The organism is Bradyrhizobium sp. HKCCYLRH1030 (genome assembly GCF_051168395.1).
GTDB lineage: Bacteria > Pseudomonadota > Alphaproteobacteria > Rhizobiales > Xanthobacteraceae > Bradyrhizobium.
The window spans coordinates 117,153-138,518 of record NZ_JBNPUY010000011.1; the positions used below are offsets into that span (position 1 = coordinate 117,153).

A 21,366-nucleotide genomic window follows, 5' to 3' on the forward strand; every position below is an offset into this window, starting at 1 on the left:
GTGGCCTCGACGAGGGCCGCGCATCGCCACCCGATCGCAGCAGCTATAGCCCGCATGAGCGCAAGCGACATGCGGGGCCAGCCCCCTCAGATATCGGTGCCGCTCATCCGGGCTACAGCTACTCAGATCTGCGCTGCTGCCGATGCTCCGCGATCGGACCGATCGCGCCCTTTGTTCTTCTCGGCTGCCCCGTTCTCCCGCGAACGCGGGAATCCATAACCCCAGGCGGATGTTAGCTTGCGAGACACGTTCAACTGAAGTGGACCCCACGCACGGGACCATGGATCGCCGAAAATTAAGGTGTGATCGCGCCTGCCCTGTCGTTCAAATCAAGCAGCTTCCTGCTGCTGCGTCTGGGCCTGCTGTGGGTATGTGGGCAACGCGTTTGCGTTGTCCAAGCGAAGCGGCATATCCACAGTCTGGGCCGCCTCGATCACATCCATGCCGGCGCGCCATGCCGCCATGGGAAACTGATTGTTCATCGCCTGGTGCGGGCGGCGATGATTATAAAAGGTCATCCATGAGCCGATGCCGTCTCGCGCTTCGCGCCCGTCAGCATAGGCTTTCAGATGCACTTCCTCATACTTGATCGAGCGCCACAATCGTTCGATGAAGATGTTGTCCATGAAACGGCCGCGTCCGTCCATCGAAATCGCAATGCCTGCAGCCTCCAGCCTGCCGGTGAAGGCTGAGCTGGTGAACTGCGCGCCCTGATCGGTGTTGAAGATCTTAGGCCGGCCGTGACGCGCCATCGCCTCGTCGAGCGCAGCGATGCAAAAGCCCGTATTCATCGTGTTCGACAAGCGCCACGCCAGCACCGCCCGGGTGGCCCAGTCGATGATCGCCACCAGATACAGGAACCCCTGCGCCATCGGAATGTAGGTGATGTCGGCCGCCCAGACGTGATTGGGCATCGGTGATGCTGACGCCGCGCAGCAGATAGGGATGGATCTTGTGGCCGGAGGCGGCCTTGCTGGTGCCGGGGCGCGGGACCAGCGCCAGTACCGTTAACGGACCGCCGGACAATGGTTGAAGTTTCCGATACAGGTGCTCTTTGAGTTTTGCTTCCAACCCTCTCCCTTTGAGGGGTTTCCGAGACATGTCTTGCAAGAAGTGGTCGACGTAGCGCCCTTGCAACCTAAGTTTTTGTAGCAGGTGCCCGCATGGACGGTCCAAGGAATGAAAACAATCGCGACTATTGCGGCGGCGGTGCAGATATTTCTCATCGTTTTTTCCCATTTGAAGCGGTGATGGTCTCGATCGAGCCGATAAGCGAAGGGCTCGACCAGCATTTCAGTCGTCAAAGCGGGCACGGCATTGGTAGCTACCAATGCTAACGCTGGAGACTTAAACTGACATCGGGGTCGCACCCCGTTTTCGCATTGGGAGAATCCCCCATGGGCCGCCCAGCTTCGCACGCGTCAACTTGCCGGACGCAGACGGGCATGGATCAAGGCGCCGGTGCGCCGTAAGGGTCGCCGAGCAGCACGCTGCGGATCGCCACCAGAAGGTCTTCTGTCATCTCCTGCTTGGCGACGTAGTCGTCGGTGCCGGATTCGAAAGCGCGGCGGACGTATTGCGGCGAATCATGCCTGCTCAATCCAGGTAGCGGCAGACGAACAAAGCGCGCGCGAACGTCTCTCACCAGATCCAAACCATTGCTATCGCCAAGGAACAGATCGACGATCCCTAGATCGGGTTTCGTGGCCGCGATGGCCACGAGCGCATCCCGTTGGGTGGCCGCCAAGGCACATACGACAAGACCGGGCTCAGCATTGATCAGCGCGGTCAGCCTGCGCCGCATCGGGGGTGACTGTCCACAATGAGCAGACGCCGCGTGCGCCGTGCTGATTGCGCAGTCCGCTTTAGCACCATGGCCCAGACCGCGTGTTCGGCCGTCGCGCTTGCCGGAGAGGGGCTGTGCCTGCTTGGTCGAGAAGTCATCGGCGGCATGGCAGACGTGTATGACACTAGCCGCGCACTTGGGCGAACTTTATGACTCAACCCAATCGGCCGATTGTAACCCATTGAGCCGCGCGTCGGGCGAGTTCAGCAGCCGATTCGATCGCCAGCTTATTCTTGATGTGCTCAAGATGGGATTCTACCGTTTTGACGCTGCGGTTCAGTAGACCAGCGATCTGCCGCGTGGTTCGGCCCTGACCAACGAGCCGAAATACCTGCAATTCCCGATCGCTCAGCGTGCGCACCGGCGAGGCGGTCTCGAGCGGTCGCGCGCCGACGCATCGTTCAGCCAGCCGCCGCTGCAGAGCCTCGCTCATGTAGGTCTCGCCTGCAAGCACCCGACGAATGGCAGCGATCACGGTCGATTCGAGCTGTTGTTTGGTGACATAGCCGAGGGCGCCGGCGCAAAGCGCGCGCTCGGCGAACACCTCTTCGTCGTACATCGAAAGCACCAGCGAGCGAACGCCGGGATGACGCGCTTTGATTTCCTTGACGAGATCTAGGCCGTCCTCGTCGCCGAGAGCAAGGTCTACGATCACCAGATCAGGGCGACTGATCGCGATGGTCTTGAGCGCGGCCACGCGCGTACCGACCGCGCCGTGAACGGCGAGGCCGTTTTCCGCCTCGATGAGGGCGATCAACCCGCGGCACAGCACGGGATGATCGTCGACGACAAGCAGCCTCTTCCGCACCGCGTCCGCGGCTTCAGCCAGGCAAGTGGGCATCGCCGATACTTTCCTGCCGTTCGTAATTCGATAACAGCGGAAACGCGCACGCAACCATGACGCCGCGACGGGCCTGCGGCTCCACAGTAAGAGAACCGCCGATCGCCCGCGCGCGGTAGTCCATGGTATAAAGCCCGATGCCGTCATGATCGCGCCATTTTTCGGGAAGCCCGACACCGTTGTCCCGGATGCTCAATAGTCCCGAGCCTGCAGTGCACGCCAGACGGATCTCGATTTCGTCGGCTCGGCCGTGGCTGACCGCATTGCGGACGGCTTCTTGGGCGATACGCACGAGGTGGCTCGTGGTTTCGCGGCCAAGATCGGGACAAGGGGTATCTTCCACAAACGCACAAAAGGCGCCATGAGCGGCGCTGACGTTGCGGGCGAGGCTCTCAAGGGAGCCGACAAGATCCGCGCTATTCAGACCGATCGAGCTGAGCCCACGAGCGAGGTCACGCGCCTCGCCGATGGTCTCGTTCAGCAATCGTACGAGTTCGGCCGCGGCCGCGGCGGGACCCGGTTGGCCGCTCGCCGCCAAACTTCGCCACAAAGCCGCAGCTAGCGCCGCTAAGCCGGCGAGCGATTGGCAGAGCCCGTCGTGGAGTTCACGCCCAATGCGCTGTCTCTCGCGAGAGGCAATCGCAAGAATTTCACGTTCAAGAATTTCTTGTTGCCCAATATCGCGAGTTATGGCTTCGATCTGCTCCCGTTGCATCGAAGACCAGCCAGGTTTTCTCGTGACTAAGATACACCCTTAGGATGTATCAGCAGTATGATCGAGTCAACTTCAAAGATCGATTTAAACCGCATAACTTTATGTACATTAAAGCTACGCGCCGCACCGTTGTAATTGTCGATCGGCAGGGCGTCGATGAAGCTCATCGCGTCGACGGAGAACACCGCGCCGCCATTCGCCGTCTTTCCCGACGCTAGCATGAGTCAGTGGACGCTGAGCCTTGCAGCTTCCATACGCATGAAATGTGGACGTGAGGTGAAGGTCTCACAGGCGTTGAATAGCGGGCAGCGGGTTTATCCTCATTCATGATTGATCGCCTCGGCAACTCTGTTGAGGCAATCTCATGACAGGCAAGATCAAACCAATCTCGATCTGTCTCGCGGGCGCCCGACCGCAAGGTACGACCGCCGTGCTTCCACGTCAGTTGCGCGAAACGGAAATGCAACGCCAGCGGTCGCCACGCTTCCATTAGACGTCCGTGTAGCAGCCAGTCCCCCGGCTTCCGTCGGGTTTGGTGAAGTGCGTGCGTGCATTCACGACACCGATGTCTCCAAGGACCCTGATCTGGATGTCGCTGCCGGAAATCTCGGTGACCGGCGACTTCCGGGCGACTTGCCGCAGGAAGCCGGCGCGGTCGAGGACGGTCCCGTCCGGGGATTACGGTGACGCTGGGATTAAGGTGACGCTGCACCAAACAAAGCCCCCTCCGCCGCCCGTATCCCAGCTCTGCTGAAACTGCCCGTCGTGCCACTCTGCCGCACCCATTCCCCTTGTGCCGTCGGGCAAATCACCTGCACATTTTCGGCCGTCCCGTGCTCATCGAAGAGGGGCGTTCGCGAGTCGTCACGAGCGTTGGGTGTGGGATGCGGTGGCCGGGTCGGAGTTGCAGCGCGCATTCGCGAGCGGACGAACAACTTCGATACGGACGATGAAGTCGCGTGGTCCTGGCCTCCCGATGCTGAGGTCAAGCTCGCTGATGTGCGTCAGTGCATCGCGGGTGATGGGGGCAACAAAGCCCGGTCCCCAGGGAGAGCGCGTATAAATCGTAAGCCCATCGCGCAGGGAGGGCCGGGTGTGTTCGGCCAGACCTGTGGTGACTGCCGCCTGCATTCTTTTTCTGCAGGCGGGCCACGGGCGCGGCCAGCGCCCGGCCTTCTCTGCGCCCTCTGTATCGAAGAGGGCGGTCTCCCAGCAAAGCTCGGACGCAAATTGCGCCGCGAGGCCGACGACGTGCATCTGCGCGTGGCCTGTGGTCCCGAGGCGTCGCCAAAGATCATGTTTGGGGAAGAACGCCCTGGTGCTGCCGGACAGGATTGAACTGTCGACCTCTCCCTTACCAAGGGAGTGCTCTACCACTGAGCTACGGCAGCAAAGGGACTGGCGGGGACCGGCCCGAAAGCCGCGACCGAACGCGGGCGGTTCTTGCCACAAGGTCCCCGCCTGCGCAAGCGCGGCTCGCCTGGTTTTCCGGGAAAGACGTCCGCGTGATGCATCGAAAGGGAGCGAAAGACCTTCGAATCGGAGTGAAATCGCCCGTTCGCGGCGGATTCTCGCGGTTTGCCGCTCGAGGTGCCCAACTGGCCGCAGCCGCGGCGGCAACTCCCCATCCGGGCAGGCGACGGCCGGCCGGGCGGAACCTAGCGTCTGCGTCGCCAACGCCTCTTGGCTTTCGCACCTGCGGCCCCAATTGTGCCTCTGGTATGGGGTGACCGGGGGAAGGGATGACGGATAAGACCGGGAAGGCGGCGCCGAAGGGCGCGCGCGAGGAGCGGCTGAAGCAGGCGCTGCGCGAGAACCTGAAGCGGCGCAAGGCGCAGAGCCGCGAGCGCAGCCAGGCGGTGACGGTCGAGAAGGACGGCTTGGACGAGGCCGCTGCCGACGGCCGGGACGATTCGAAGCATTGAGCAGATGGCAGGCGGGGTGGGCGTGATGGCAGCGGATGAAGGGATGACGGCGGATGCGGCGGCACAACGGGCGGAGCTCGCGAAGACGCTGCCGCGCTTCGACCAGACTTTTCCGGAGCTGACGCCCCAGGAGATCGCGCGCCTGCGCGGCTTCGGCGAGATCCAGACCTATCGTGACGGCGAGCTGCTGTTCGAGACCGGCAAGCCCGGCCCCGGCATGTTCGTCATCCTCAAAGGCCATGTCGCGATCACCCAGCGTGACGGCCTCGGTCACGTCACCCCGGTGATCGACCAGGGGCCAGGGCAGTTTCTGGCCGAGATCGCCCAGCTCTCCGGCCGCGTCGCGCTGGTCGATGGCCATGCCGAGGGCGACGTCGAGGTCATCCTGATTCGCCCCGAACGGTTGCGCGCGCTGTTGATCGCCGAGGCCGAGCTCGGTGAGCGCATCATGCGGGCGCTGATCCTGCGCCGTGTGAATCTCATTCAGGGCGGCGCCGGCGGCCCGGTCATGATCGGCCCGCCGCAATCGGCCGCGATCGCGCGGCTGCAGAGCTTCCTCACCCGCAACGGCTTTCCGCACCATCTGCTCGATCCCGCCGTCGATCACGACGCCGCCGACCTGATCGCGCGCTATTCGCCGACCCCGGCCGAGCTGCCGCTGGTGGTGGTGTCCGACGGCAGCGTGCTGCGCAATCCCAGCGAGACCGAGCTGGCGCGTGCCGTGGGGATGATCGGCGGTCCGCGCGGCGAGAAGGTCTACGATGTCGCGGTCGTCGGCTGCGGGCCGGCGGGCCTTGCCACGGCGGTGTATGGCGCCTCCGAAGGTCTTTCCGTCGCGGTGCTGGACTCGCGTGCGTTCGGCGGCCAGGCCGGCGCCAGCGCGCGCATCGAGAACTATTTCGGCTTCCCGACCGGCATCACCGGCCTCGCGCTGACCGCGCGCGCCTTCAACCAGGCGCAGAAGTTCGGCGCCGAGATCATGATCCCGGTGTCGGTCAATGCGCTCGACTGCGAGCGCAAGGCCGGCGCCTTCGTGCTGGCGCTCGAGGGCGGCGACGAGGTGCGGGCGCGCTCGGTGGTGGTCGCCAGCGGCGCGCGCTATCGCCGGCCTGATCTTGCCCGGCTCAAGGAGTTCGAGGGGCGCGGCGTGTGGTACTGGGCCTCGCCGATCGAGGCGCGGCTGTGCGCGGGGCAGGAGGTCGCCCTCGTCGGCGGCGGCAATTCCGCGGGGCAGGCCGCGGTGTTTCTGTCGGGGCACGTCAAGAAGGTGCGGATGATCATCCGTGGCGGCGGGTTGGCCGCGTCGATGTCGCGCTATCTCATCGAGCGCATCGAGGCGACGCCGAACATCGAGCTGTTGTTCAACACCGAGGTCGTCGCGCTCGATGGCGGCGCCGACACCGGCCTCGAACGCATCACCTTGAAGAGCCGGCTGTCCGGCGAAGAGACGCCGGCCGACATCAGCAATCTGTTTCTGTTCGTCGGCGCCGATCCCGCCACCGGCTGGCTCGACGGCTGCGGCATCACGCTCGATCGCGCCGGCTTCGTCGTCACCGGGGCGCAGTCGGAGCAGAATGCCGGGCGGATGGTGTCGCCGCTCGAGACCTCGGTGCCCGGCGTCTATGCGGTCGGCGACGTCCGCTCCGGCTCGGTCAAGCGCGTCGGCGGCGCCATCGGCGAGGGGGCCCAGGTCGTCGCCGCGCTGCACGGGTTTCTGGCCGATGCGCTGGTCCCGCCGGTCTGATTCGCGCCTTTCCGCCGCGGGGGCCGTACCGTCAGGGGATGAATTCCCGGCGGCTGCGACCTGCCGTTGCGAACTCATCAAATCGCCGTAATGTCGGTCCTGTTGCGCCGACCTTAGCCCAATTTCCCGGCCAGCCCCACAGGACCAGCATGGATCGCATTCGCATCGTCGGCGGCACCCCGCTTCGCGGCACCATCCCGATTTCGGGCGCGAAGAACGCCGCCCTGCCGCTGATGATCGCGGGTCTTTTGACGCCGGAGACGCTGATCCTGGACAACGTCCCCCGGCTGGCCGACGTCGCGCAACTGCAGCGCATTCTCGGCAATCACGGCGTGGACATCATGGCCGTCGGCAAGCGTCCCGGTGACGGCCAGTATCAGGGCCAGACGCTGCAGATCTCGGCGGCCAACATCATCGACACCACGGCGCCGTATGAGCTGGTGTCGCGGATGCGCGCCAGCTTCTGGGTGATCGCGCCGCTGCTCGCGCGCATGCACGAGGCGCGGGTGTCCCTGCCCGGCGGCTGCGCCATCGGCACCCGTCCGGTCGATCTCCTGATCATGGCGCTGGAGAAGCTCGGCGCCAGCATCGAGATCGATGCCGGCTATGTCGTCGCCAAGGCGCCGGGCGGCCTGCGCGGCGGCACGATCGATTTCCCCAAGGTCACCGTCGGCGGCACCCATGTCGCGGTCATGGCCGCGGCGCTCGCCAAGGGCACGACCGTCATCGCCAACGCCGCCTGCGAGCCGGAGATCACCGATCTCGCCGACTGCCTCAACAAGATGGGCGCGCGCATCACCGGTGCCGGCACGCCACGCATCGAGATCGAGGGCGTGGCGTCTCTGCACGGCGCGCGTCACACCGTGCTGCCCGACCGCATCGAGGCCGGCACCTATGCGATCGCCGCGGCGATGACCGGCGGCGATGTCCGGCTCGCCGGCGCGCGGCCGGAGCTGTTGCAGTCCGCGCTCGACGTGCTGACCGAGGCCGGCGCCGAGATCACGAGCGACGCCGAGGGCATCCGCGTCGCCAGAAACGGCCACGGCATCCGCCCGGTGCAGGTGGCGACCGCGCCGTTCCCCGGCTTTCCGACCGACCTGCAGGCCCAGCTGATGGCGCTGATGGTCTGCGCGCAGGGCGCCTCGGCAATCACCGAGACCATCTTCGAGAACCGATTCATGCATGTGCAGGAACTCGCACGGTTCGGCGCGCGTATCAGTCTCGACGGCGAGACCGCGCGGATCGAGGGCACCTCTCATTTGCGCGGCGCGCCCGTGATGGCGACCGATCTGCGCGCCTCGGTGTCGCTGGTCATTGCCGGGCTTGCTGCGGAAGGCGAAACCATGATCAATCGCGTCTACCATCTCGATCGCGGCTTCGAGCGGCTGGAGGACAAGCTGAAGGCCTGCGGCGCCACGATCGAGCGCATCCGCGAGTGAAGGCGCTGCCAAGAGGATGAGACCGTGACCGACCGGCTCAAACTGATCGCGCTCGATGCCGACGATCTCGCCGTCATCTCCGCCCATGTGCAGGACGCGCGGGTGCAGGCGGCCGACATCATCTGGCGCCAGGCCGAGAAGCGGCTGGTGATCGGCATGAACCGGCTCGACTGGGATCAGGCGCTGCATGGTGAGAGCGAGCCGCGCCGGCTGCTCGCGGCGTTGCGGTTCGACCGGGTGCTGGCCTGCAAGTCGCGTCGCATCGACCTCGCCGCGCCTGACGCCGTGCTGGAGCTGATCGGCATCGAATTCCATGCCGGCGGCGAGCCGCCCGCCGGCAGCGCGTTGCTGCTGTTCTCCCATGGCGGCGCATTGCGGCTCGATGTCGAATGTCTCGAATGCGAGCTGACCGATCTTGGCGAGGACGATCTCGGCACCAGCGATATCGATGGCGGTCCGCCGCTGACCGGGTAGGCGCCGGTTCAAAGGGTTGACGGCCCCGCGCTGCCGCGCCATTGAGCAGGGGGTCGGGGGCAGCCACCCCTTCGGAAAGTGCCAGAGATGCCCATTCGCCTGTCCCGCGCCAGCACCGATTTCGACACTCAGTTTCGGCAGTTTCTCGCCGCCAAGCGCGAGACCTCCGCCGACGTCGAAGCCGCCGCCCGCGCCATCGTCGACGACGTCGCCCGGCGCGGCGATGCGGCGCTGCTCGAGGCAACGCGCAAGTTCGACCGGCTGGAGCTCGATGCCTCCTCGCTGCGCGTGACGGCCGCCGAGATCGAGGCCGCCTTCAAGGCCTGTGACGCCGCGACCTTGGATGCGCTGAAATTCGCCCGCGACCGCATCGAGGCGTTTCATCTCAAGCAGCTGCCGGCCGACCAGCGTTTCACCGACGAAGCCGGCGTCGAGCTCGGCTGGCGCTGGAGCGCGATCGAATCCGCCGGGCTCTATGTCCCCGGCGGCACCGCGGCCTATCCGTCCTCGGTGCTGATGAATGCCATTCCCGCCAAGGTCGCCGGCGTCGGCCGGCTCGTGATGGTGGTGCCGGCGCCGGACGGCAAGCTCAATCCGCTGGTGCTGGCGGCCGCCCATCTCGGCGGCGTGTCCGAGATCTACCGCGTCGGCGGCGCCCAGGCGGTGGCCGCGCTGGCGCATGGCACCGCGACGATCGCTCCGGTCGCCAAGATCGTCGGCCCGGGCAACGCCTATGTCGCCGCCGCCAAGCGGCTGGTGTTCGGCAAGGTCGGCATCGACATGATCGCCGGCCCCTCCGAGGTGCTTGTCATCGCCGACGACAGCGGCAATGCCGACTGGATCGCCGCCGATCTGCTCGCCCAGGCCGAGCATGACGCCAGCGCGCAATCGATCCTGATCACCGACAGCCGCCGCCTGGCCGATGATGTCGCCCGCGCCGTCGAGGGCCAGCTCAGGACCCTGCCGCGTGCCGCGATCGCCGGCGCGTCCTGGGCCGATTTCGGCGCCATCATCGAGGTCGAGCATCTCGACCAGGCCGTGCCGCTGGCGGACGCCATCGCCGCCGAGCATCTGGAGATCATGACCGCCGATCCCGACGCGTTCGCGGCCCGTGTCCGCAATGCCGGCGCCATCTTCCTGGGTGCGCACACGCCCGAGGCGATCGGCGACTATGTCGGCGGCTCCAATCACGTGCTGCCGACCGCGCGCTCGGCGCGGTTCTCCTCCGGTCTCGGCGTGCTCGACTTCATGAAGCGCACGTCGCTGTTGAAATGCGGCCCCGAGCAGTTGCGCGCGCTGGGGCCAGCGGCGATGACTCTGGGCAAGGCCGAGGGTCTCGACGCCCATTCACGCTCCGTGGGAATACGCCTCAATCTGCCATGACCCAGCACCCGCCAGGCGACGACCGGACCAATCGCATCGTGGCGGTGACGCTCGACGAGGAGTCGATCGGCCGCTCCGGTCCGGACATCGAGCATGAGCGGGCGATCGCGATCTACGACCTGGTCGAGGAGAACCTGTTCGCGCCCGAGGGCGCCGACGGCGCCGGTCCCTTCACCCTGCATCTCGGCATCACCGCCAACCGGCTGATGTTCGACATCCGCAAGGAGGACGGCACGCCTGTCGTGACGCATCTGTTGTCGCTGTCGCCGTTCCGGCGGATCGTGAAGGACTACTTCATGATCTGCGACAGCTACTACCAGGCGATCCGCACCGCGACGCCGGACAAGATCGAGGCCATCGACATGGGCCGCCGCGGCATCCATGACGAGGGCTCGCGCACCCTTCAGGAGCGGCTGAAGGGCAAGGTGCGGGTCGATTTCGAGACCTCGCGCCGGCTGTTCACTTTGATCACGGTGCTGCACTGGAAGGGCGAGGGCCAGTGATGCCGCGGGCCGCCACGCGCGCGTCCCAGCTTTCGGCCAAGGGCGCCTAGGCGCATGGCCGAGGGGCCGCCGCGCGCGCGCCAGCCGCAGGCGGTGCTGTTCGCCTGCGGCCAGAACAGCGTCCGCTCGCCGATGGCCGAGAGCCTGCTGCGCCAGATGTATCCGCAGGCGCTCTATGTCCGCTCCGCCGGCGTCAAGAAGGGTGAGCTCGACCCGTTCGCGGTGTCGGTCATGGCCGAACTCGGCCAGGACATCTCGCAGCACAAGCCGACCACCTTCGAGGAGCTCGAGGACTGGGAGGGGCTGAATTTCGACCTCATCGTCACCCTCTCGCCCGAGGCCCATCACAAGGCTCTGGAGCTGACCCGCACCATCGCCGCCGACGTCGAATACTGGCCGACGCCCGACCCGACCGGCACCGACGGCAATCGCGAGCAGAAGCTCGCGGCCTATCGCGAGGTCTGCGACGGGCTGTTCACGCGGATCCGCAAGCGTTTCGGCAAGCCCGGTCCGGCGGGCTTGTAGGTTCCCGGCTCCCCCGCAGGTGTCATCGAACCGAAATACCAACGTCGTCCCCCGCTCAAATTCGCGCCGTAGAGCAGGCCCGTCGCAGCCTTGTCGCAGCCTTCGGGTTGTGGAATGACAGCCCTTCCGATAGGTTCCGCGCGCACGCCCCGCCGCTTCCGAATCCCCCAGCGAAATCAGCATGCTCGGCCGTCCCAAAATCGTTCTTGCATCCGGCTCGCCGCGGCGTCTGGCGCTGCTCAACCAGGCCGGCATCGAGCCCGACGCGCTGCGCCCCGCCGACGTCGACGAGACGCCAAAGCGTGGCGAGCTGCCGCGCGCCTGCGCCAATCGGCTGGCCCGCGCCAAGGCCGATGCCGCGCTCAAATCGGTCCAGCTCGACGACGAGCTGCGCGGCGCCTTCATCATCTCCGCCGACACGGTGGTCGCCGTCGGCCGCCGCATCCTGCCGAAGGCCAATCTGGTCGACGAGGCCTCGCAGTGCCTGCGCCTCCTGTCCGGCCGCAACCACCGCGTCTACACCGCGATCACCCTGGTGACGCCGAAGGAGGCGTTCCGCCAGCGCCTGGTCGAGACCCGCGTCCGCTTCAAGCGGCTCAGCGAGGACGACATCCAGGCCTATATCGGCTCCGGCGAATGGCGGGGTAAGGCCGGCGGCTATGCCGTGCAGGGCATCGCCGGCTCGTTCGTGGTCAAGATGGTCGGCTCCTACACCAACGTCGTCGGCCTGCCGCTGTACGAGACCACGACGCTGCTCGCCGGCGAGGGGTTTCCGATCCGCTTCGGCTGGCTCAACACCGTCGGCGTCTGACGCCATCCTTGAGGAGGTGCATCGCGCGTCGCGGGCGCCTAGATAGCGGCCATGTCCCAAGAATCGACCCGTTCGACCAGTTCCCCATCCGCCGCCTCCGCCAAGCCCGCCGGCCGCTGTCCGATCTGCCGCCGGCCCGCAGCCGAGGCCGTCCGCCCATTCTGCTCGCCGCGCTGCCGCGACGTCGACCTGCATCGCTGGCTCAGCGGCTCCTACGTCATCCCGGCCACCGAGGGCGACGAGGACGACGTCGAATAGGGCCGTGTTTTCATGGCTTTGCCCCAGCGCAGCCGGCCGTCCGGCGGCGGTCCCGGGGCCTTCCGCGCAACTGCGAAAGGAATGTGAAAACTTCGCCTCAGGGCGGTAGACAGCGCCGCCCGCTCTGACTATAACCCGCCGGCTCGCCGGGCTTTTTTGCCCTTCACGAGACCTGCCCAGGTAGCTCAGTTGGTAGAGCATGCGACTGAAAATCGCAGTGTCGGTGGTTCGATTCCGCCCCTGGGCACCACGCTTCGCCGCTTTGCGGCTACGCGTGGCGCTGCCGAACTACGCTCCATGACCCGCAAAGCGGTGAAGCGTGCCCGGCGAAGCCACTTGGCGAAGCCGGGCGTTTGAGCCCCGTTTGCCCGCTCTCCGATCCCAATCAACCTGTCAAACAGCCTGCCGCTCGCCGCAGCCTTGCTCACGGCCATGCCGCCGCGATCCCGCGGCCGTGTCGGCCCGAGCTCTGCTGCAGTTGGCGTCCTCGTCAGACGAGAGGGCGCGGGGAAGGCCGGGTGCTGGTCGCACCCGCGGTCCGCGTGCAGCAAGAAAGCACGCGGCAGAACCACAGGTACGGCCGAACATCCGGCCTTCCCCGCGCGATGGCTTTACGGCTTATACGCGATCTCCCCGGGGACCGGCTGTGTTGCCCCCGTCGCCCGCTGCGCTCGTCATGAACGCCGCGACCTTGACGCCAGCATCGGGGCGCCAGGACCACGCGACTTCGCCGTCCGCACCTCATCAGTCGTCGCGCAAAAAGCGCCAGACGAAGTAGCGGCCACCGCATCCCCGCCTCACGTGCCGTGACGATCGCGATACGCCCCTCTCGGCGAAGCAGGATGGCGGGATAAAATCACTGATTTGGGGACGGTGTCAATAAATATTCTGGTATTCAGAATTTTTGGCTCGCGTGCTGTCTTGCCTCGCAAATCGATCGCCGGACGTAGAGCGTACGGATGGTGCTGCTGCCCGAGCGCGACGAATCATCGCTTGGTGCTCGCCACGCGGCGAGAAAACCGCAGCGTCACCGTAGTCCTCAGCGTGTCGGGCAAAGCTACAAGACGTACTTTGTCGTCCTTCAGAAATGGGCAGGTCGCGAAATGTATCACTCGCCGGCAGTCTGCAACGAAAACGGCGGGCTCTTAATGTGAACCCGCCGCGTTTGTTAGGTGCTTAAACTTCTTTGCGCTGAAGTCCGGTAATTTTCCATCCAAGCGCGTCAATTGCGGCAAGGTGGTAGTCTAGCGTCTGCTTTTCGTCAGAAGCAGGGGCGTGTGGCGCTGAGCCATTTTGAGGCGGGGGCTTGTTCAGTCCCAGCTTTTTCGCGTGCTTCACTTCGCCTTCCTCGATAGCGCGGACGATGCGCTCAATATGCTTGCTGTCCACGCGCGCAGGGTTCTTCTCGTTCAGCAATTGGCTGACGAACGGCCCACTGAATTTGAGGGTTTCGCCAATCTCAGCCAGCGTGAAGAGGCTGCGGAAGCGTCTCAGTCGATCACGTACTTCCTTTTTCAAGGGACCATTCTTCTCGTCCTGATACCTGGGGTCAAAATCCATTCGATATTCCTTTCGTTCTGAAATCGCTCGGCCGGTCCGTAGCGTGATAAATGTGTATCCCAAACATCTTTACATGTCAATCGAAATTGTAAGGATTGTTGGAAATATTTTCGATGATGAGTTTTGAATCTCCAGCGGGGCCACGGATACTTCATTGCGCGCGGCTCGTAGGATTACGGTGACGCCCCACTAACGCCGAGGCATCCGGCATACCGAGGCCCACCCCTCGCGGACAGGCCGGCCGATACTCAGGAGCCGAAAGAGCGGCTTGATGTCGATGTGACCTCTCTCACAGCCCGCTGCACGATTGCGCGTCAAAGTATTCCCATGTGGTCCTGGCACGCCGAACACGCGAGGTGATGACATGCGCTGGAGTGACTCAGCCAAGGGATTTGCGGTCGTTCTGGTGGTGACCGTCGCGGGGTACGTGTCCACGACCTATGTCGACCACCGGTTTGCCGCGCTTGACGCATCCGCGGATGCGACAACGAACCCGCCTCCGACATCCTCCGCTTGCGTCGGCGAAGATGGGCGCTGGCACAATTGGCCGTGGGCGAACGTGCCGATGCTCTCGCCGGCGTGTCGGCAGAATCGATAGCACGTGGCGGATGAGCGGAGCGTCATCCGCTATGCGGGATCATCGATGTCGGCCTGGACCGTCGGCCGCAAGCTCGATGAGCAACCCCTCGCCGATCAAGCTGGTTCACGGCAGGAACGAGCTTCCGCCAGGAATGAGCGCCGACGACTGTTGGCAAGCAGCGTAAGCTGGCGGATGACGCTTCGCTCATCCGCCCTACGAACTACGAACGGTCGGACTCTTTCTGACTCAAAGTCTCAGGCATCCCACGGCCGACCGCGAATCCGCCTTTGACTCCAGGTTGTCGAAGTGATCATCTTCTCCATTGACGGGAGAGGCAGGCTCCAGCCAATCACACGCACCCAGGGAGGCGATGATGAACGGCAACAACAACAAGCTCGTGGCGGAGGCGATCGGGACGTTCTGGCTCACGTTCGGCGGTTGCGGCAGTGCGGTGATCGCGGCCGGCGTGCCGGATGTCGGGATCGGCATGCTCGGCGTGGCGCTGGCGTTCGGGCTCACCGTGGTGACCATGGCCTATGCGATCGGGCACATCTCGGGCTGCCATCTCAACCCGGCCGTGACGGTGGGGCTGGCGTGCGGCGGGCGGTTCCCGACCAGCTTGATCGTGCCCTACATCATCGCGCAGGTGGTCGGCGCCATCGTTGGCGCGGCCGTGCTGTATGCGATCGCCAGCGGGGCGCCGGACTTCAGCACGGCGAGCGGCTTTGCCGCCAATGGCTATGCGGAGCATTCGCCCGGCAGATATGGGCTCGGGGCCTGCCTGCTCAGCGAGGTCGTGCTGACGATGATGTTCCTGTTCGTGATCATGGGCGCGACCCATGGCAAGGCGCCGGCCGGATTTGCGCCGCTGGCGATCGGGCTTGCGCTGACGCTCATTCACCTGATCAGCATCCACGTCACCAACACCTCGGTGAACCCGGCGCGCAGCACCGGGCCGGCGCTGTTCGTCGGCGGCTGGGCGCTGGCGCAGCTCTGGCTGTTCTGGGTGGCGCCGCTGCTCGGCGGCGCGGCCGGCGGCTTCATCTATCGTTGGCTGAGCCCGGAGCCGGCCGGCGAGGTGACCGGCGAGCGGACGGGGCAGGGCGCGGTCGCGAAAAGCGCCTAGGAAGATCTCCTCACGCGGTTGGATCGGGTCGCGTCACGGCGTGGCCGATGCCGCGGTCGCGCCGCTCTTGATCGCCGCCGGCTCTGTTGGATAATGCGCGCCTTGTCAGCGTGCACGATCTTGCAGGTGTCGTGATGAGCCGGAGGAACAACGAGCCGCTGTCCGATCGGGTCGCCAGGGCGGCCGAGGCGCTGCTGGCCGACCAGCATTACGTCAGCGTCGCCGACCTGTTCTGTGGCCTCGGCTGGCTCGATGCGTCGCTGCTGGAGCAGTGGCGGCGTGGGCAGGTTGGGTCGCTGGAGGAGGTCACACGCTCCGGTCTCCCGCGCATCAGGGAGGCGATGACGCATGTTCGTGCCTGGGCGCTCGCCAAGGGGCTGAGCCCGAGCGAGACCGCCTATGTCGCACAGACGCCAAGCCGGCAGCCGCTGCGGTTCAGCCGCAGCAATGATCCGCAACTTGAAGAGCTGTTCCGGACGCATTGGGTCTCGCCGGCGCTCTCCGAGAAGAAGCGCGAGCGTGTGGCAGCGAAGGCGAGCCGGGCGCCGGAGCTGGTGGCGATCGTGCCGGCGCGGGACGGCTGGAGCTGTCATCGCTGCGGCGGGACCGGCGATTTCCTCATGATGGAGGATGGCGGTCCGGCGTGTCTCTCATGCGTCGGTCTCGGCGATCTCGTGTTTCTGCCCGCCGGCAACGCGCTGCTGTCGCGGCGGGCCAAGGCGAAGAGCAAACGCCATGCGGTCGTGGTGCGCTTCAGCCGGACGCGCGGGCGCTATGAGCGGCAGGGGCTGCTGGTGGAGCCGCAGGTGCTGGCTGAACCCGGTGAAGCCATCGCCTGAGCGATCCTGTCCGGAGACGGGTCGCGCTCACACCTTCATGTCGATCACGGTGCGGCTCATCTCGTCGCTCGCCTTCAGCACTTTCGCGTTCGCGGCGAAGCTGTATTTGGCGACGAGCTGGCTGATCATCTCCTGCGCGAGATCGACATTGGGCGCGGCGACGAGGCCATCCTTGTTGGCGAACGGCGCGGTGGGATCGTAGCTCGCGGACGTACCCGAGCTCGAACGCGTGATGGTCGTCTGCGTGCCGCCGCCGGCGACGTTGCTCTGCACCAGCTCGAGCGGGTCGTAGGCCTTCGGCGCGCCGGCCGGCAGCGTGCCGTCGGCATTGGGCAGCGCGCCCGTGCTCCTGGCATTGGCGACGTTCGAGGCGGACACCTCGAGCCGGCGCGAGGCGGCTTGCATGCCGGAGACGGCGATGGTGGCGGTGGGACTCATGGCGGCGCTTGCTGATGACGTGACGCGCCAGCTAAGCCCGCGGCGCACCAAGCAAGTGTCAAGACCGCCGATGAGACTCGAGCGTCCGGCTCAAGGTTTTGTTCACCATCACGAACTCAACGCGGCCGGTCTGGATCGTCGCGCAGCAGCGCCAAGGCGCTGGGCACATCCCCGGCTGCCGAGACGAGCACATATTCGCCGCGTGCCGCGTGGACGCCGCCGGTGACCACGACCGCCCGCTTCGGGCAGAGGCCGAAGCAGCTCGTCGCGATGACGCGGGCGGGCTTCTCGCCTGCGCGGCTGCCGGGGCTGTCGTGGGATTCCAGCGCGTGCTTGAGGGCCTTCTTCAAGGCCTTGTTCAATGCTTTGGGGTCATCGCTGCGCTTCAGGCAATTGCGGCAGACGAACACCGGAGCGGCGCGGTGGGGGCGGACGAGAGAGGGGAGGGCCATGCTTCCGAGCTAAGCGGCCGGCCGAGCCGCCGCATCCCTCGGGGATGCGCAGCCGTCGTGCGCCGAGCGAGGTTCCGCGACGCTGGGCGCAACCTGCCGAGATTGGGCTATTGCCCACGATCAGAGCATATGATCTCGTCTGGATGACCCTGCCGCGTTCCTCCTGGGGATGGTGGCGCGCCTCGGTTCCCGGCGCCGTGAGCGCCGTGGCATAGTGCAGGCCGATCAGCGTCGGGCCGCGCTCGGCCGGGAAGACGTGTTCTGAAAGGGAGGCCGGCTCGGCGTCATGGCGGGCGACAGCGACAAATCACGGCTCGACGATGCCGCTCGCGCCGGCTGGCTGTACTTCATCGCGGGCCATACCCAGGACGAGATCGCCCGGATGCTGCAGGTGTCGCGCGCCTCGGCGCAGCGGCTGGTGTCGCTGTGCCTCGCCGAGCGGCTGATCACGTTCCGGCTCGAGCATCCGATCGCCTCGTGCATGGCGCTGGCCGCGCAGCTCAAGGAGCGCTTCGCGCTTGTGCACTGCGAGGTGGTCCCGACCGATCCGGCCGCGCCGGCCGGCGCGGCGGGGATCGCCGAACGTTGCGCCAACCTGCTGGAGACGACGCTGCGCGCCGAGACGCCGGTCATCATCGCGCTCGGCACGGGCCGGGCGGTGCGCGCCGCCGTCGAGCGCGTCTCGCCGGTCGACCGGCCCGAGCACCAGATCGTCTCGCTGGTCGGCAACATCCTGGCCGACGGCTCCGCCAGCTTCTTCGACACCGTCGGCCGGCTCGCCGACCGCACCGGCGCGCGGCACTATCCGATGCCGCTGCCGTTCCTGATGGGCACCGAGGACGAGCGCGACCGCATGGTCCGGCTCGATGCCATCGCCAAGGTCAAGGCGGTCGCCGACAAGGCCGACCTCAAGCTGGTCGGCATCGGCCAGATGGACCAGAAGGCGCAGATGCATGTCGACGGCTTCGTCACCCGCGACGAGCTCACCGAGATGATGCGGCTCGGGGCCATCGGCGAGATCACCGGGTGGGCCTATGACGCCAACGGAAGGGTGATCGCCGGCGGCACCAACCGCAGGCTCACCAGCATTCCGCCCGAGGTGCCGGCCCGCGCGATGACGATCGCGGCGGCGCTGGGACCGGCGAAGATCCCGGCCATCCGCGCCGCGCTGACCGGGCGGCTCATCAACGGCCTGATCACCGACGAGGCCACGGCGCGCGCCATCCTGGCGTGAATGCCCGCGGCGCTGCTGCGCATTGTTCTATCAAAGGTCGGATCCCTGTCGCGTCGCACAACCTGTGGGCGCCGGCGCATGCTTGACAAAGCCCGATCAGTGTTGTGAACATCAGCTCAGCCCGTGAGCATATATTCAATAACCGCGGGAATGGGAGGAGACCGTGAAGACCATCTTCACTCGGACGAGCACGCTTGCCGCCCTGCTGGGCGCCGCCACGCTGCTGACACATGCGCCCGCACTGGCGGAGACGAGTCTGACGATCGCCACCGTCAACAACGGTGACATGATCCGGATGCAGGGCCTTACCAGCGAGTTCACCAAGGCCAACCCCGACATCTCCGTGAAATGGGTGACGCTGGAAGAGAACGTGCTGCGCCAGCGCGTGACGACGGACATCGCCACCAAGGGCGGCCAGTTCGACATCCTCACCATCGGCACCTATGAGGTGCCGATCTGGGCCAAGAAGAACTGGCTGGTGCCGCTCGACAAGCTCGGCGCCGACTATGACGCGGGCGACATCCTGCCCAAGATCAAGGACGCGGTATCGGTCGACGGCAAGCTCTATGCAGCGCCGTTCTACGGCGAGAGCTCGTTCGTGATGTACCGCACCGACCTGTTCGACAAGGCCGGGCTGAAGATGCCGGAGAGCCCGACCTGGGACTTCGTCGTCGACGCCGCCAAGAAGCTCACCGACAAGCAGGGCGGCGTGTACGGCATCTGCCTGCGCGGAAAGGCCGGCTGGGGCGAGAACATGGCGTTCCTGACCGCGATGTCGAATTCGTTCGGCGCGCGCTGGTTCGACGAGAAATGGCAGCCGCAGTTCAACACGCCGGAATGGAAGAAGACGCTGACGACGTATGTCGAGCTGATGAAGGAGGCAGGCCCTCCCGGCGCCAGTTCGAACGGCTTCAACGAGAACCTCGCGCTGTTCAACTCCGGCAAATGCGCGATGTGGATCGACGCGACCGTGGCGGCCTCGTTCGTGACCAACCCGAAGGAGTCGAAGGTCGCCGACAAGGTCGGCTTCGCGCTGGCGCCGAACACCGGCCTCGGCAAGAACGCCAACTGGCTGTGGGCGTGGAGCCTCGCGGTGCCCGCCGGCTCGCAGAAGGTCGAGGCGGCGGAGAAGTTCATCGCCTGGGCGACCAGCAAGGACTATCTGAAGCTCGTCGCGTCGAAGGATGGCTGGGCCAACGTGCCGCCGGGCACGCGCACCTCGCTTTACAAGAACGAGGAGTACCTGAAGGTCGCGCCGTTCGCCAAGCTGACCCTGGCCTCGATCGATGCCGCCGATCCGAACAAGCCGACGGTCAAGCCGGTGCCTTACGTCGGCGTGCAATACGCTGCGATTCCTGAATTCCAGGGCATCGGCACCGCGGTGGGGCAGCAGTTCTCGGCGGCACTGGCCGGCTCAATGACCGTCGATGCGGCGCTCGCGGCGGCACAGTCCTCCACCGAACGCGAGATGAAGCGCGCCGGCTACATCAAATAGGCGCGTAAAGTTATCAGCTCGACACGAAACTCCTCCCGAGCTGATCACTGGCGGCCATCCCTCCCCACAGGGATGGCCGCTTTTTCTCTCCAACGTTGTTCGAGCTCTCGCCCGGACGACGGTGCGCTCCCTCTCCCCGCAGGCGGGGCGAGGTGCACCGAGCCCGAGGCTTTTATTCTCACGGCGGCGTGGTCATTGCGAGGAGCCGAAGGCGACGAAGCAATCCAGAGTCCCCCCGTGATTGTGGATTGCTTCGCGTCGCTCGCAATGACGGCAGTGTTCATCGAGCAAATGGACAGCGGCAATGGCCACCAGACAGACGCAACTCCTCGCCCGCGCGCTGCTGTCGCCGGCGGTCATCCTGCTGTTCATCTGGATGATCGTGCCGCTGGCGCTGACGGTCTATTTCTCGACCTTGCATTACAGCCTGCTCGATCCCGGCTCGGAGAGCTTCGTCGGCTTCGAGAACTTCACCTACTTCCTCACCGATCCCGCCTTCCTCGCCTCGCTGCGGAATACGCTGGTGCTGGTCGGCTCGGTGCTGCTGCTGACCATCGGTCTCGGCATTCCCCTCGCGATCCTGCTCGACCAGCCCGTGATCGGCCGCAACATCATCCGTCTGATGGTGATCGCGCCGTTCTTCGTGATGCCGACGGTCAGTGCGCTGGTCTGGAAGAACCTGCTGATGCACCCGGTGTCCGGCCTGTTCGCCTGGATCGCGACCTCGCTGGGGCTGACGCCGATCGACTGGTTCACCGACGCGCCGCTGCTCGCGGTCATCTTCATCGTCGCGTGGCAGTGGCTGCCGTTCGCGACCCTGATCCTGCTGACCGCGCTGCAGTCGCTCGACGAGGAGCAGAAGGAGGCCGCCGAGATGGATGGCGCCGGCGCGCTGTCGCGCTTCATCTATCTGACCGTGCCGCATCTGGCGCGCCCGATCACGGTGGTGATCCTGATCGAGACCATCTTCCTGCTCACGGTGTTCGCCGAGATCTTCGTCACCACCGGCGGCGGGCCGGGGTTGCAGACCACCAATATCGCCTTCCTGGTCTATTCTCAGGCGCTGATCCAGTTCGACGTCGGCACCGCCTCGGCCGGCGGCCTCGTCGCGGTGGTCATCGCCAACATCGTCGCCTTCTTCCTGGTCCGCATCGTCGGCCGCAATCTGGAGGCCTGAC

22 protein-coding genes, 2 tRNA genes and 2 pseudogenes are annotated in these 21,366 nt (G+C 65.8%); 16 read left to right on the forward strand and 10 right to left on the reverse strand.

The features are described 5' to 3' along the window. Positions 1-329 precede the first annotated feature (329 nt). A pseudogene (locus ACQR1E_RS27975) lies at positions 330-999 on the reverse strand (IS3 family transposase); the annotation flags it as partial. Positions 1,000-1,163: 164 nt separating this feature from the next. On the opposite strand from ACQR1E_RS27975, the gene ACQR1E_RS27980 reads away from it, so the two are divergent. After that, positions 1,164-1,337 carry a hypothetical protein gene (locus ACQR1E_RS27980; protein ID WP_315717878.1) on the forward strand — a complete coding sequence of 58 codons (174 nt, stop codon included), beginning with the start codon at positions 1,164-1,166 and terminating at the stop codon, positions 1,335-1,337. A 113-nt stretch (positions 1,338-1,450) separates the two neighbouring features. Here the strand turns inward: ACQR1E_RS27980 and ACQR1E_RS27985 are convergent, their stop codons facing one another. From ACQR1E_RS27985 to ACQR1E_RS28010, 6 genes and pseudogenes are all read right to left on the reverse strand, one after another. Further along, the gene (locus tag ACQR1E_RS27985) at positions 1,451-1,804 is read right to left on the reverse strand and encodes a response regulator (protein ID WP_315717877.1); all 354 of its coding nucleotides are present in this window, start codon (positions 1,802-1,804) and stop codon (positions 1,451-1,453) included. 196 nt (positions 1,805-2,000) lie between these two features. After that, a complete protein-coding gene (locus ACQR1E_RS27990) occupies positions 2,001-2,687 on the reverse strand; it encodes a response regulator transcription factor (RefSeq protein ID WP_315751344.1) in 687 nt (228 codons plus the stop codon). Further along, a complete protein-coding gene (locus tag ACQR1E_RS27995; protein ID WP_315751346.1) occupies positions 2,668-3,402 on the reverse strand; it encodes a sensor histidine kinase in 735 nt (244 codons plus the stop codon). Before ACQR1E_RS27995 ends, ACQR1E_RS27990 begins: the two co-directional genes overlap by 20 nt. Positions 3,403-3,891: 489 nt before the next feature. After that, positions 3,892-4,065 (reverse strand): annotated as a pseudogene (locus ACQR1E_RS28000) (nuclear transport factor 2 family protein); the annotation flags it as partial. A gap of 201 nt (positions 4,066-4,266) precedes the next feature. Further along, entirely contained in the window at positions 4,267-4,659 is a 393-nt protein-coding gene (locus tag ACQR1E_RS28005) for a hypothetical protein (RefSeq protein WP_316201997.1), read from the reverse strand. Positions 4,660-4,718: 59 nt separating this feature from the next. Next, positions 4,719-4,793: transfer RNA gene (locus ACQR1E_RS28010), tRNA-Thr, on the reverse strand. Positions 4,794-5,144: 351 nt separating this feature from the next. On the opposite strand from ACQR1E_RS28010, the gene ACQR1E_RS28015 reads away from it, so the two are divergent. From ACQR1E_RS28015 to ACQR1E_RS28060, 10 genes are all read left to right on the forward strand, one after another. Next, positions 5,145-5,327, forward strand: a complete 183-nt coding sequence (locus tag ACQR1E_RS28015; protein WP_316165560.1) for a hypothetical protein — start codon at positions 5,145-5,147, stop codon at positions 5,325-5,327. Between the two features lie 43 nt (positions 5,328-5,370). Continuing rightward, complete coding sequence (locus ACQR1E_RS28020) at positions 5,371-7,071, forward strand: FAD-dependent oxidoreductase (protein ID WP_410051255.1); 1,701 nt, start codon at positions 5,371-5,373, stop codon at positions 7,069-7,071. A gap of 149 nt (positions 7,072-7,220) precedes the next feature. Then, positions 7,221-8,510 carry a UDP-N-acetylglucosamine 1-carboxyvinyltransferase gene (murA, locus tag ACQR1E_RS28025; protein ID WP_316170746.1) on the forward strand — a complete coding sequence of 430 codons (1,290 nt, stop codon included), beginning with the start codon at positions 7,221-7,223 and terminating at the stop codon, positions 8,508-8,510. A gap of 24 nt (positions 8,511-8,534) precedes the next feature. Then, positions 8,535-8,984 carry a DUF2948 family protein gene (locus ACQR1E_RS28030; protein ID WP_316170747.1) on the forward strand — a complete coding sequence of 150 codons (450 nt, stop codon included), beginning with the start codon at positions 8,535-8,537 and terminating at the stop codon, positions 8,982-8,984. 87 nt (positions 8,985-9,071) lie between these two features. Next, the gene (hisD, locus tag ACQR1E_RS28035) at positions 9,072-10,367 is read left to right on the forward strand and encodes a histidinol dehydrogenase (protein ID WP_316202000.1); all 1,296 of its coding nucleotides are present in this window, start codon (positions 9,072-9,074) and stop codon (positions 10,365-10,367) included. Continuing rightward, entirely contained in the window at positions 10,364-10,870 is a 507-nt protein-coding gene (locus ACQR1E_RS28040; protein WP_315717869.1) for a UPF0262 family protein, read from the forward strand. The genes hisD and ACQR1E_RS28040 overlap by 4 nt, the downstream gene beginning before the upstream one ends. Positions 10,871-10,924: 54 nt before the next feature. Beyond that, positions 10,925-11,395: a low molecular weight phosphatase family protein gene (locus tag ACQR1E_RS28045; protein ID WP_316170749.1), complete on the forward strand. Its 471-nt coding sequence runs from the start codon at positions 10,925-10,927 to the stop codon at positions 11,393-11,395. 181 nt (positions 11,396-11,576) lie between these two features. Further along, entirely contained in the window at positions 11,577-12,206 is a 630-nt protein-coding gene (locus ACQR1E_RS28050) for a Maf-like protein (protein ID WP_006613056.1), read from the forward strand. A 51-nt stretch (positions 12,207-12,257) separates the two neighbouring features. Then, on the forward strand, positions 12,258-12,464 hold the full coding sequence (gene yacG / locus ACQR1E_RS28055) for a DNA gyrase inhibitor YacG (protein WP_315717867.1): 207 nt from the start codon (positions 12,258-12,260) through the stop codon (positions 12,462-12,464). A 174-nt stretch (positions 12,465-12,638) separates the two neighbouring features. Beyond that, positions 12,639-12,714, forward strand: a tRNA-Phe gene (locus ACQR1E_RS28060). Positions 12,715-13,640: 926 nt separating this feature from the next. Here ACQR1E_RS28060 and ACQR1E_RS28065 read toward each other — a convergent pair. Continuing rightward, a complete protein-coding gene (locus ACQR1E_RS28065) occupies positions 13,641-14,024 on the reverse strand; it encodes a hypothetical protein (protein ID WP_316185491.1) in 384 nt (127 codons plus the stop codon). Positions 14,025-14,977: 953 nt separating this feature from the next. On the opposite strand from ACQR1E_RS28065, the gene aqpZ reads away from it, so the two are divergent. Next, entirely contained in the window at positions 14,978-15,730 is a 753-nt protein-coding gene (aqpZ, locus tag ACQR1E_RS28070; RefSeq protein WP_316202928.1) for an aquaporin Z, read from the forward strand. Positions 15,731-15,864: 134 nt separating this feature from the next. After that, positions 15,865-16,569 (forward strand): hypothetical protein, encoded by a 705-nt coding sequence (locus ACQR1E_RS28075; RefSeq protein ID WP_434897835.1) that lies wholly within the window; start codon positions 15,865-15,867, stop codon positions 16,567-16,569. A 27-nt stretch (positions 16,570-16,596) separates the two neighbouring features. Here ACQR1E_RS28075 and ACQR1E_RS28080 read toward each other — a convergent pair whose 3' ends face one another. Both ACQR1E_RS28080 and ACQR1E_RS28085 read right to left on the reverse strand, forming a co-directional pair. Further along, a complete protein-coding gene (locus ACQR1E_RS28080; protein WP_434897836.1) occupies positions 16,597-17,007 on the reverse strand; it encodes a flagellar basal body rod protein FlgC in 411 nt (136 codons plus the stop codon). A gap of 116 nt (positions 17,008-17,123) precedes the next feature. Next, on the reverse strand, positions 17,124-17,459 hold the full coding sequence (locus ACQR1E_RS28085) for a hypothetical protein (RefSeq protein WP_315716343.1): 336 nt from the start codon (positions 17,457-17,459) through the stop codon (positions 17,124-17,126). A gap of 286 nt (positions 17,460-17,745) precedes the next feature. On the opposite strand from ACQR1E_RS28085, the gene ACQR1E_RS28090 reads away from it, so the two are divergent. From ACQR1E_RS28090 to ACQR1E_RS28100, 3 genes are all read left to right on the forward strand, one after another. Then, positions 17,746-18,693, forward strand: a complete 948-nt coding sequence (locus ACQR1E_RS28090; RefSeq protein ID WP_315716342.1) for a sugar-binding transcriptional regulator — start codon at positions 17,746-17,748, stop codon at positions 18,691-18,693. A gap of 163 nt (positions 18,694-18,856) precedes the next feature. Beyond that, positions 18,857-20,188, forward strand: coding sequence for an ABC transporter substrate-binding protein (locus ACQR1E_RS28095; protein WP_315716341.1), 1,332 nt, complete (start codon positions 18,857-18,859; stop codon positions 20,186-20,188). Between the two features lie 304 nt (positions 20,189-20,492). After that, complete coding sequence (locus tag ACQR1E_RS28100; RefSeq protein WP_315716340.1) at positions 20,493-21,365, forward strand: carbohydrate ABC transporter permease; 873 nt, start codon at positions 20,493-20,495, stop codon at positions 21,363-21,365. Position 21,366: the final 1 nt, after the last annotated feature.